This window comes from Streptomyces sp. NPDC031100 (assembly GCF_055570785.1).
In genome coordinates this window covers 238,972-250,756 of the sequence record NZ_JBVIGN010000013.1, presented here as the reverse complement: position 1 = coordinate 250,756, position 11,785 = coordinate 238,972, and the positions used below count along the sequence as shown (strand labels likewise).

General features: G+C 70.7%; 7 protein-coding genes. 6 read left to right on the top strand and 1 reads right to left on the bottom strand.

The window, feature by feature from the left end:
• Nucleotides 1-76: 76 nt before the first annotated feature.
• From ACZ5DS_RS32810 to sbnA, 5 genes are read left to right on the top strand one after another with little or no spacing between them, the layout of a single operon-like run.
• On the top strand, nt 77-2,665 hold the full coding sequence (locus tag ACZ5DS_RS32810; RefSeq protein WP_468245795.1) for a Pls/PosA family non-ribosomal peptide synthetase: 2,589 nt from the start codon (nt 77-79) through the stop codon (nt 2,663-2,665).
• A gap of 13 nt (nt 2,666-2,678) precedes the next feature.
• The gene (locus tag ACZ5DS_RS32805) at nt 2,679-5,930 is read left to right on the top strand and encodes a non-ribosomal peptide synthetase (RefSeq protein WP_468245792.1); all 3,252 of its coding nucleotides are present in this window, start codon (nt 2,679-2,681) and stop codon (nt 5,928-5,930) included.
• A gap of 43 nt (nt 5,931-5,973) precedes the next feature.
• Nucleotides 5,974-6,978 (top strand): TauD/TfdA family dioxygenase, encoded by a 1,005-nt coding sequence (locus tag ACZ5DS_RS32800; RefSeq protein WP_468245790.1) that lies wholly within the window; start codon nt 5,974-5,976, stop codon nt 6,976-6,978.
• On the top strand, nt 6,975-8,045 hold the full coding sequence (gene sbnB, locus ACZ5DS_RS32795; protein ID WP_468245788.1) for a 2,3-diaminopropionate biosynthesis protein SbnB: 1,071 nt from the start codon (nt 6,975-6,977) through the stop codon (nt 8,043-8,045). Before ACZ5DS_RS32800 ends, sbnB begins: the two co-directional genes overlap by 4 nt.
• Before the next feature lie 37 nt (nt 8,046-8,082).
• Nucleotides 8,083-9,105: a 2,3-diaminopropionate biosynthesis protein SbnA gene (sbnA, locus tag ACZ5DS_RS32790; protein WP_468245785.1), complete on the top strand. Its 1,023-nt coding sequence runs from the start codon at nt 8,083-8,085 to the stop codon at nt 9,103-9,105.
• 58 nt (nt 9,106-9,163) lie between these two features.
• Here the strand turns inward: sbnA and ACZ5DS_RS32785 are convergent, their stop codons facing one another.
• The gene (locus tag ACZ5DS_RS32785) at nt 9,164-10,126 is read right to left on the bottom strand and encodes an SDR family NAD(P)-dependent oxidoreductase (protein ID WP_468245783.1); all 963 of its coding nucleotides are present in this window, start codon (nt 10,124-10,126) and stop codon (nt 9,164-9,166) included.
• A 102-nt stretch (nt 10,127-10,228) separates the two neighbouring features.
• Between ACZ5DS_RS32785 and ACZ5DS_RS32780 the strand changes: the two genes are divergently transcribed.
• Nucleotides 10,229-11,764, top strand: a complete 1,536-nt coding sequence (locus tag ACZ5DS_RS32780) for a M1 family metallopeptidase (RefSeq protein WP_468245781.1) — start codon at nt 10,229-10,231, stop codon at nt 11,762-11,764.
• Nucleotides 11,765-11,785 lie beyond the last annotated feature (21 nt).

Below are 11,785 nucleotides of genomic sequence, written 5' to 3'. Positions count from 1 at the left end.
GGCCGTTCTGCTGTGGCGAGGGCCCCGGACACCCATCGGCGGCCCCCGGCGATCCAGACGTCCTCCAGGAGATCGAATGGTGGAGCAGTCCTCCGAGGTCCATATATCCGGGCCGGACGAAGCCGCCGTCACCAGGCGGAACCCCGCCGGCTCGACGACGGACACCCAGCGGAGACTCGCGGAAGTGCTGGCCGACCTCGTGGGCGCCGAGAGCGTCCCGGTGGACAGCCACTTCTTCACGGATCTCGGCGCCAACTCCCTGGTCATGGCCCAGTTCTGTGCCCGGGTGAGGAAGCAGTCGGATCTGCCGTCCCCGTCCATGAAGGACATCTACCGGTATTCGACGATCCGCAGCCTGGCCGAGTCCCTCGCGCAGAGCGCCCCGGATCCTGTCGGCGCACCGAACTCCTCGCCGCCGCAGACGGCGCCGCCGGCCCCGGAGACGCGGCCGAGCGGGCGGGCTCATTTCCTCTGCGGAGTCTTCCAGTTGCTGTTCTTCCTGGGGTACTCCCTGGTCGCCGGTTTCGTCACCTCCGCCGGATACCAGTGGGTCGACTCCGGTTCCGGTCTGGCCGGCATCTATCTGCGGTCGCTGCTGTTCGGAGGGGCCGGGTTCATCGCCCTGTGTGTCTTCCCGATCGCCGCCAAGTGGCTTCTCGTCGGCCGCTGGAGAACGAGCGAATTCCCGCTCTGGGGCCTCACCTATCTGCGCTTCTGGCTCGTCAAGGTCCTCCTCCACGCGAATCCGATGATTCTCTTCGTCGGGAATCCGCTGTACGTGCTGTACCTCCGGGCTCTCGGCGCACGGATCGGCAAGGGTGTCACGATCCTGTCCCCCTCCGTCCCGGTCTGCACCGACCTGCTGACGATCGGCGCCGGCAGCGTGATCCGCAAGGACGCGTTCCTCCTCGGCTACCGGGCGCACGCGGGGCGTATCCAGACCGGCCCGGTCACGCTCGGCCGTGATGTGTACATCGGTGAGAAGACCGTCCTGGACATCGACACCTCGATGGGCGACGGCGCGCAGCTCGGTCACGCGTCGGCCCTGCACCGTGGCATGGCGGTCCCGGACGGCGAGCGCTGGCACGGGTCTCCGGCGCAGCCCACGGCGATCGACTACATGCGGATCCCGCCGGCCAGGTGCGGGACCCCGCGCCGGGCCTGGTTCGGTCTCGTCACCCTGCTTCAGCTGTTCTTCCTGTACATACCGCTGGCCGTCGGCGGGATGTACATGCTGTTCACCGAAGTACCGGCGATCGGCAAGCGACTCGACCCGAAGACGGCCGCGCTGTCCCGGCCGGAAATGATCGACGACGCGCTGGCCCTCTCCCTCGTGGTGTTCCTCGGTTTCCTCGTCGTGGGCCTCGTCGTCCTGTGCACCGTTCCGCGGCTGCTGAGTCTGGCCGTGAAGCCGGACAGGGTCTATCCGCTCTACGGGTTCCACTACGCGGTGCACCGGGCCACGGCTCGCATGACGAACATCAGGTTCTTCGCCTGGCTGTTCGGTGACAGCTCCTACATCGTGCCCTATCTCCAGGGCATCGGATACGACCTGTCCCGGGTCGAGCAGACCGGCTCGAATTTCGGCACCGAGGTGCAGCACGACAATCCCCTGCTGGTCTCCGTCGGCAGCGGCACGATGGTGGCCGACGGGCTCTCCGTCATCAACGCGGACTTCTCCAGCACGTCCTTCCGGGTGTCCCGGACGGCGATCGGTGCGCACAACTTCCTGGGCAACAACATCGCCTATCCCCCGGGCGGCAGGACGGGCGAGAACTGCCTGCTCGCGACCAAGGTGATGGTTCCCCTCGACGGTGCCGTCCGCGAGGGTGTCGGCCTTCTCGGCTCACCCAGCTTCGAGATCCCCCGGTCGGTGGAGCGCGACGCACGGTTCGACGGCCTCAGGACCGGGGACGCACTGCGCCGCGGTCTCGCCGCGAAGAACCGCTACAACCTGCGCTCGATGGTCCTCTGGCTGCTCATACGGTGGCTGCACACCTTCGCGCTCACGTTGTTCGGGCTCGCGACCGTCGATCTGTACGGAGTGGTGGGTCAGGCGGTGATCGCCGGGTATCTGGCCATCACGCTCGCCTTCACCACCGCCTACTTCGTGCTGGTGGAGCGCTGTCTCGCCCGGTTCCGTGCGCTGCGGCCCCGGTTGTGTTCCATCTACGAGCCCTACTTCTGGTGGCACGAGCGCCTGTGGAAGGTGCCCGACCACTACCTGAACGTCTTCAACGGAACGCCCTTCAAGGCCCTTGTCTGGCGTCTGCTGGGCGTGCGCATCGGCCGCCGGGTCTTCGACGACGGCTGCTACCTGACCGAGCGGACGCTGTCCACCATCGGCGACGACTGCACCCTCAACTTCGGGAGCAAGATTCAGTGCCACTCGCAGGAGGACGGCACCTTCAAGTCCGACGGCACCACGCTCGGCGCCGGCTGCACCTTGGGCGTCGGCGCCCATGTGCACTACGGCGTGACGATCGGCGACGGCGCGGTGCTGGCACCCGATTCCTTCCTCATGAAGGGCGAGGAAGTCCCCCCGTACGCACGGTGGGGCGGCAATCCGGCCGTGGATCTGCCGGATGCCGTCGACCAGCCGGGCCCCGGCGCCCGGCCGGCATCACCGTCTTCGGCCGACGCCCCTGCGGCGACCGTGAGTTGAGGAAGGCCATTCGATGGGAACGCGCGTGGAAGCGGACCGGGAGTTCTGGAGGCGTGTGCTGACCGCCGGCGGCAGCACGGCGGTGCCGCGATGGGTTCAGGAGCCCGTGCCGGGAACGGCCGAGCACGAGGCTGCGGTGCCGGACGAGGTCGCGGACGCGGCGCGGGGGCTGGTACGGCAGTTGGACGTACCGGTCAGCGCGCTGCTGCTGGCGGCACACGCCAGGGTGCTGGCCGCCCTGTCCGGCGAGCAGGAGGTCGTGACGGGCTATGCCGCCGGGGTGCACGGCGAGCCGCTGCCGTGCCGGCTGGCAGTTCCCCAGGGGTCCTGGCGCGACCTGGTGGCGGCCGCCCGGCGTGCCGAGGCGGAGGTGCTGGCGCACCGCGAGTTCCCGGTGGACGAGCTGCGGCGGGAGCTGCGGGTCGAGGAGCCGTCGTACGAGGTCGTGTTCGGCCCCCGGGCGGCCGGGGACCCACCGGCCGACGCAGGCGTGCTGCACGTGCGCTGGTGCGACCGCGACGGCCGGCTCAGGCTGCGGCTCCGGTACCGCACGGACGTGCTGGACGCCGGGAGTGCGGCCCGGATCGGCGGCTACCACCTGACGGCGCTCCGGCTCATGACGGCCGACGTGGACGCCGACCATACACGGCAGAGTCTGCTGTCGGCCGACGAGGTGCGCGAGCAGCTGGAAGGGCTGGCCGGGCCGCGCCGCACGCTGCCCGACGCACGGGCGCACGAGCTGTTCGAGCAGCGGGTACGGGCCCATCCGGACGCGGTGGCGGCCGTGCACGGCGAGCGGGAGTGGACGTACGGACAGCTCAACGCGCACGCGAACCGGCTGGCCCGGGCGCTGCTGGCACGCGGTCTGGGCCGCGAGGGCGTGGTCGCCGTGGTCACCGAGCGCACCCTCGACTGGCTGGCCGCGACCTTGGCGGTCTTCAAGGCGGGCGGCACCTACCTGCCGATCGAACCCCACTTCCCGGCCGGCCGGATCGCGGCAACGTTGTCGCGCGCGGGGTGCCGGCTGGTGCTGACCGAGTCCGGCAGCACCCACACGCTCGACCAGGCACTGGCCGCACTGCCGGGAACCGAGCGGCTGCTGATCGGGACGGCGTACGCGGAACCGCACCCCGAAACCGATCCCGGGGTGCCGGTCGACGCCGCTCAGCTGGCCTACATCTACTTCACCTCCGGCTCCACCGGCGAGCCGAAGGGGGCGATGTGCGAACACGCGGGCATGCTCAACCATCTCTTCGCCAAGATCGACGACCTGGGGATCGGTGAGGGGTGCGTGGTGGCGCAGACCGCCCCGCAGTGCTTCGACATCTCCCTGTGGCAGCTGGTGTCCGCGCTGCTGGTGGGCGGGCGGACACTGCTGGTCGGGCAGGACGTGATCACGGACGTGGAGCGGTTCGTCGACACGCTGGTGCGCGGCCGGGCCGGGGTGGCGCAGGTCGTGCCCTCCTATCTGGAGGTCGTGGTCTCGTACCTGGAGCAGCACCCGCGCGCGCTGCCGGACCTGGGGTGCGTGTCGGTGACCGGTGAGGCGTTGAAACGGGAGCTGGTCCAGCGCTGGTTCGCCGTCCAGCCGGGGATCAAGCTGGTCAACGCCTATGGACTGACCGAGACTTCGGACGACACCAACCACGAGGTCATGGACGCTGTCCCGGAGCGCGTTCTGCTGGGGCGTGCGGTCAACAACGTGCACGTCCACGTCGTGGACGAGCACCTGTCCCTGGTGCCGCTGGGCGCCCCGGGCCTGATCGCCTTCTCCGGTGTCTGCGTGGGCCGGGGGTACGTCAACGATCCCGGGCGGACCCGTGAGGCGTACCGGCAGGACCCGTTCCGGCCCGGTCAGCGGCTCTACGTCGGGGGTGACTGGGGACGCTGGCACCCCGGTGGCAAGCTGGAGTTCCTCGGCCGCCGGGACAACCAGGTCAAGATCCGCGGCTTCCGTATCGAGATCGGCGAGATCGAGAACGCCCTGCTGCGGGTGACCGGGGTACGGGACGGTGCGGTGGTCGTCGCGGAACTGGCCGGGCAGAGCAAGCACCTGATCGCCTTCTACACCGGCCGGCGGCTCGAGGCGGACCTGCTGCGCGAGGCGCTGGGTGCCGTCCTGCCCGGCTACATGGTGCCCTCGGCATTCCACTGGCGGCCCGGCCTGCCGCTGACCGCCAACGGCAAGACCGACCGGAAGGCGCTCACCGCGCTCGCGGAGGAGACGGAACGGGCGGCGTCCGACAAGCGCGACGACGCCCCGCTCACCCCGACCGAGCGGAAGCTGACGGCCGCCTGGGCCGAGGTGCTGGGCGTCCCCGAGCACCGGATCGGCCGCAGGGACCACTTCTTCGACTCCGGCGGCACCTCCCTGTCCGCGGTCAAGCTCACCATCGCGCTCGACCGCGCGGTGTCCCTGAAGGACATCACCCGGCACCCGGTCCTCGCCGACCTGGCCGCCCTGCTCGACGGCACGCGCCGGCAGCAGCCGGAGCTGCTCCAGCCGCTGTCGCAGGTGAGCGGGGTGCCGGAGTGCACCCTGGTGTGCTTCCCCTACGCGGGCGGCAACGCGGTCAACTACCAGCCGATGGCGAGCGTGTTGGCGAGCCACCGCATCGCGGTCCTCGCGGTGGACCTGCCCGGTCACGACCTGGCGTCCCACCCGGAGCCGTTCGCGTCGATCGCGCAGGTGGCGGACCGCATCACCGCCGAGATCACCGCGCGCGGCCTGACCCGGGTGCTGCTGTGGGGCCACTCGTCGGGTACCGCGCCGGCCGTGGAGACGGCCAGGCGACTCCAGCAGGCCGATGTGGACGTGCCGCGGGTGTTCCTCGGTGCGCAGCTGCTCGGCACCGCCGCCGACCGGCGCGCCGCCGTGGACGCACTGACGAGCCGGAGCAACGCCCAGATCGCCGCGGAGCTGACCTCGGACGCCGGCTACACCGAACTCGCGGAACTGAACGCGCAGCACAGCGAGCACATCGGCGCCGCCTACCGGCACGACTGCGTGTCCGCGCACCGCTACTTCTGCGCCGTCCTGGAATCCCCGCCGCCGACGCGGCTGGCCTCGCCGGTCTCGGTGGTCGTGGCAGCCGACGATCCGCACACGGCCGGCCACGCCCAGCGCCACCGGGACTGGCTGCTGCTGGCCGAGCACGTGGACCTGCACGAACTGGCCGACGGCGGCCACTACTTCCCGCGCACCCGTCCGGCCGAGGCAGCACAGGCCGTCCTGGGTGTCGTGGCACCACTGGCCTCCTCCTGAGCCCCGCAGAGCCACCACAAGGGCAACCGAAGGGAAATCCAAGATGTCCTCCTCACCTCTGGCAGCACCCCTCGACGTGGAGCTGCGACCGGACAGACCTGCGATCCTGCGCGTCGAGTCCCCGGGGGACGCGGCGAGTTGGGCGGCCCAGTACCGCGAGTCGCTGCGTGCGCAGGTCACCGAGCACGGGGCGCTGGTCGTCCGCGGTCTGGCGCTGCGGGAGGCGTCCCAGGTCGGTGCCGTCTTCGCGGGGCTCGCCGGGGCGCTGATGCCCGAGCGCGAGGCCTTCGCACCGCGCGAGGCGTACGGCTCCGGGCTGTACTCCTCCGCGACCTGGCCGGCCAACCAGCCCATGTGCATGCACCACGAACTGAGCTACACACTGGAGGTGCCCGGCCTGATGCTGTTCGCGTGTCTGACCGCGCCCGACCAGGACGGGGCGACCGCGGTGGCCGACGCGGAACAGATGCTCCAGGCGCTGCCGGCCGCGCTGACGGAACGGTTCGAGCGCGAGGGCTGGCTGCTGACCCGCTCCTACAACGACGAGATCGGGGCGTCCCTGACGGAGTCGTTCGGCACCGACGAGCGCGGCGAGATCGAGCGCTACTGCCGGGCCCACGCCATCGACTTCACCTGGCGGGCCGACGGCTCCCTGCACACCGAGCAGCGCCGCAGCGCCGTCGTGCGGCACCCGCTCACGGGCCGGCGCTGCTGGTTCAACCAGATCGCCTTCCTCAACCAGTGGACGCTGGCCGAGGAGGTGCGCGAGTACCTGCTGGACATCTACGGCGAGGACGGACTGCCGTTCAACACCCGCTACGGAGACGGCTCCCCGATCGGCGAGGACGTCGTCGCGCTGCTCAACAGCACCTACGACGAGCACACCCGGCGCGAGCCCTGGCAGGCCGGTGACCTGATGCTCGTCGACAACATCCGTACCGCACACAGCCGAGAGGCCTACACCGGCGAGCGAGAGGTTCTGGTCGGCATGGCCGAGCCCCGCCGCCTGGCCGACTGCTGCCCGACCCCGGAAGCGAGCCAGCGATGAGCGATCTGTTGTCCACCGCACCCCGGTCGGCTCCGCCGCAGCCGGCTTCGGCACCGACGTTCGCGGTGATCTCCGGCACACAGGTGCAGCAGGCCCTCAGCGGGCGCGAGAAGCAGATCGTGGAACTGGTCGAGGCCACCTACCGGCTGCACGGCGCCGGGGACACGGTCAACCCGCCGTCCTACTTCCTGCGCTTCGCCGACCGGCCCACCGCGCGGATCATCGCCCTGCCGGCCTCCGTCGGCGGATCGGTCCACGTGGACGGCCTCAAGTGGATCTCCAGCTTCCCGGACAACGTGCGGACCGGGCTGCCCCGGGCCTCCGCGGTCCTCATCCTCAACGACCCGGAGACGGGCTACCCGTTCGCGTGCCTGGAGAGCTCCATCATCAGCGCGACCAGGACCGCGGCGTCCGCCGCGCTGGCCGCGGACTGGCTCAGCCGCAACCGGCCGCGCCCGGCCCGGGTCGGGTTCTTCGGCACGGGTCTGATCGCCCGGTACATCCACGCCTTCCTGGCCGGCACCGACTGGGCGTTCGACACGATCGGCGTGCACGACGTGTCCCCCGACAGCACCGGCGGATTCTGCGCGTATCTGCGGCAGTCGGGCAGTACCGCCGAGATCACCGTGCACGACCGTGCCGAGGACCTCGTCCGCTCCAGCGACCTCGTGGTCTTCGCCACCGTCGCCGGTGAACCCCATGTCACCGACCCGGCCTGGTTCACCCACAACCCGCTGGTCCTGCACATCTCCCTGCGCGACCTCGCACCCGAGGTCCTGCTGGCCTCGGCCAACTTCGTCGACGACGTCGAGCACTGCCTGAAAGCCGACACCTCCCCGCACCTGGTCGAACAGCGCACCGGCAACCGCGACTTCCTGAACGGCACGCTCAACGACGTGATGCTCGGACGGGCCGCTCCGCCGCACGACCGGCCGGTGATCTTCTCGCCTTTCGGACTCGGCGTCCTCGATCTCGCCGTCGGCAAGTACGTCTACGACGAGGCAGCCGGGGCGGGCGACCTCCGCCTCATCGACGACTTCTTCCACGACCTGCGCCGGTACGGCTGAGGCCGTTGTCCTCAGCCCTGGTACCAGGAGGCTCACCGTGCCCGTGATATCCGCTCCCCAGGACTTCAACGAAGGCCGACTCTTCGTCGACCTCGAGTCGATCTTCGGATGCCCCCTCTACCTGAAGTGCGAGGGATTCAACTTCGCCGGCTCCATCAAGCTGAAGGCCGCGAACGAGATGGTGGAGAGCGCCGAGCGGGACGGAGTCCTGACGTCGCATTCCATCCTCGTCGAATCGTCCTCCGGGAACCTGGGCGTGGCGCTCAGCATGATCGCCGCGAGCAAGGGCTACCGGTTCCTGTGTGTGACGGACTCCCGTTGCAACCTGTCGACCCGGCTGCTGATGGAGGCGCTCGGCAGCCAGGTGCACATCGTGGCCGACCTGGACGCGAACGGCGGCTTCCTGGGCACGCGGATCGAGTACGTCCGCGGGCTGTGCGCCTCCGACGACCGGTACGTGTGGCTCAGTCAGTACACCAATGCCGGCAACTGGAGGGCGCACTACCGCACGACGGCGCCGGAGATCGCCGCCCACTTCCCGCGGCTGGACGTGCTGTTCATCGGGGCGGGCACCGCCGGGACCCTGATGGGATGCGCGCGCTACTTCCGTGAGTGGCACCGGCCGGTGCGGATCGTCGCCGTGGACAGCGTGGGCTCGGTGGCCTTCGGCGGCAAACCGGGCCGCCGGATGATCCCCGGCCTGGGCATGAGCATGGTTCCCCCGCTGCTCGACGAGTCCTTCGTGGACGAGGTGACGCGGGTGGAGGAGGCGGACACGATCCGTACGTGTCACCGCATGGCCAGACACGGCTTCCTGTTCGGCGGCTCGACGGGGACGGTGGTCAGCGGCGCGACGGACTGGCTGGCCCGGCACAACACCCGTGACCTCACCGCGGTGGCCATCGCGCCCGATCTCGGCGAGCGCTACCTCGACACCATCTACCAGACGAACTGGCTGCAGGACCTGTACGGCGACCAGATCCTCGACTCCGAGCACATGAGCACCGCCTCGAGGAACAAGTCCGCTTCCAAGCAGCCGAACCGGCGGACGAGACCGTAGCGGCGCCCGCCCGTTCGACGTCCGGCTGCGCTGCGGGGCGAGCGGGCGGCCCTTCGGGTCATGCCCCGAATGCGTCCACGCCCGTCAGCTCCGCCGAGAGCGCCCACAGGCGGGCCGCCTGCTCGGGGTCGGTCGCCCAGGCCTTGACGCCGGAGCGCTCATCGCCCTCGGGGGCCGGCTCGGCGATGTCACAATCCTCGAGGTAGACCCCGCCCATGCCCTCCAGCTGGGGCGAGGTCGCCGCCCACACCTGGGTGGCCGCGCCCTGCTGCGGGGTCTTGAAACCCTCGGGGTTGAGCGCGTTGCCCTGTTCGTCGATCCAGCCGCGCTCCACCATCTCCTCCTTGGGCAGGTGCCGCTGGAGCGGGGTGATGATGCCGCCCGGGTGGAGCGAGAAGGCGCGCACGCCGTGTTCCTTGCCGAGCTTGTCGAGGTGGACGGCGAACAGGACGTTCGCGGTCTTGGCCTGGCCGTAGGCCTCCCACTTGTCGTAGCCGTGCTGCCAGTGGACGTCGTCCCAGCGGATGCCGGAGAAGTGGTGGCCGCGGGAGGAGACCGAGACCACGCGGGCACCGCCGGGTTCGATCGCCGGCCACAGGCGGTTGACGAGGGCGTAGTGGCCGAGGTGGTTGGTGGCGAACTGCGCCTCCCAGCCGGGCCCGACGCGGGTCTCGGGGCAGGCCATGATCCCGGCGTTGTTGATCACGAGGTCGACGGTGCGGCCGGAGGCGAGGAACCGCTCGGCGAACGCCCGCACGCTGTCCTGGTCGCCCAGGTCCAGCTCGTCCACCTCGACACGGTCGAGGCCGGCCAGCGCCTCGCGCGCGGTGTCCGGACGGCGCGCCGGGACGACGACCCGGGCGCCCGCCTTGGTCAGGGCCCGGGTGGTCTCCAGGCCGAGCCCCGAGTAGCCGCCGGTGACGATCGCGAGCTTTCCGGTGAGGTCGATGCCGTGGAGGACGTCGTCGGCAGTGCTCTCGGCGCCGAAACCCGAACCGATCTTGTGCTGTGCAGTGGTCATGGCCGAAACGCTACGAAGTGGAGTGCACTCGAAGTCAAACGGAACGTCGATCACTATCGGGGCAATCCAGGCATTAGTGATCTTTTATGACATAGTTCCGCCGTGGACATCACGTCTGCCGGCCTCCGTCGCACGGCCCTCGCCCTGACCGGGGCCCTCGGGATCACCGGGGCCGTCGTCCTCGTCGTCGTCCTCTCCCCCGGGGAGCACCACGAGCCCGCCCGCGCCGGGCACCCCGCGCCCGGCGCCTCGGCCCGGGCGCCCGGCGAGGCCCCGTCCCCGGGCGCCCGGGGACTCGGCGACCCGCTCCTGCCGCTCGACGGCAACGGCGGCTACACGGTCCGCCGCTACACCCTCGACTTCGACTGGCGCGCACCCCGCACGCCGTTCCCGGCGAGCACCAGCATCAGCGCCACCGCCACACAGGCCCTGTCCCGCTTCGACCTCGACTTCGCGGGCAACGCGCTCCACACGGTCACCGTGGACGGTGCACCGGCGAAGGCCGTGCGCGACGGCGACGAACTCGTCGTCACCCCCGCGAAGCCGATCGCCCGCGGGCATGCGTTCACCGTCCGGGTCGCCTACACCGCCGACCCGACGCAGCGACGCCATCGTGACGACGCGATCCAGGACTACGGCTGGGTACCCACGCCCGACGGCACCCTGCTGTCCCTCCAGCCCGACGGGGCCAAGATGATCTTTCCCGCCGACGACCACCCCAGCGTGCGGGCGCCGTTCACCTTCCGCATCACCACGCCGCCGGGGCTGACGGCGGTGGCGGGCGGCCGGCTCGTCGAGCGCGCCAGGCAAAGGGACGGGCGGATCCGGTGGACCTACGACTCCGAGCATCCGGTCGCCGCCCAGCTGGTCCAGATGGCCGTCGGAAAGTACGCGTTCGTGGAGAGCCGGGGGCCGCGCGGGCTGCCCGTCCGGGACGCTGTCCCGCAGGACCTGGTCACCGCCACCGAGGCGTACCGCTCGCTCACCCCCGGGCACCTGGCGTGGCTGGAGGAGCGGCTCGGCCCGTATCCCTTCCGCCGGTACGGCGTCCTGGTCGGGGACGCCGACCTGCCGGTGGCCCTCGAGACCCAGTCGCTGTCGGTCGTGCCGAGCGCGGACCTGTCGGGCGATCAGGTCGCCGCCGAGCGCAACCTCGTCCACGAACTCGCCCACCACTGGACCGGCGACAGCGTCGCGATCCGGCGGTGGTCCGACCTGTGGCTGAGCGAGGGGCACGCCCGCTTCTACGAGCTTCTCTACTCCCACACCCACGGCGGCATCGACTTCGAGGACATGATGCGGGCCGCGTACGAGCAGCACGACCAGTGGCGGCACGACGACGGCGCGCCCGCCGAGCCCACCGAGCCCACGCTGTTCCGCCAGATGCGCTACGACGGCTCGGCGCTGGTGCTCTACGCGCTGCGGGAGAAGGTGGGCGAGGACACCTTCGACCGGATCGAGCGGTCCTGGGTGACGACCTACCGGGGCCGGGCCGCCGGCACCCGCGACTTCATCCGGCTCGCGTCCGATGTCGCCGGCCAGGATCTGACGTCCTTTCTGACCCCGTGGCTGTACGGGCCGCACACCCCGCCGATGCCCGGACACCCCGACTGGCAGGTGGACCCGGTCGAGGACTGATCCCCTCCCCCGCCGGGACCG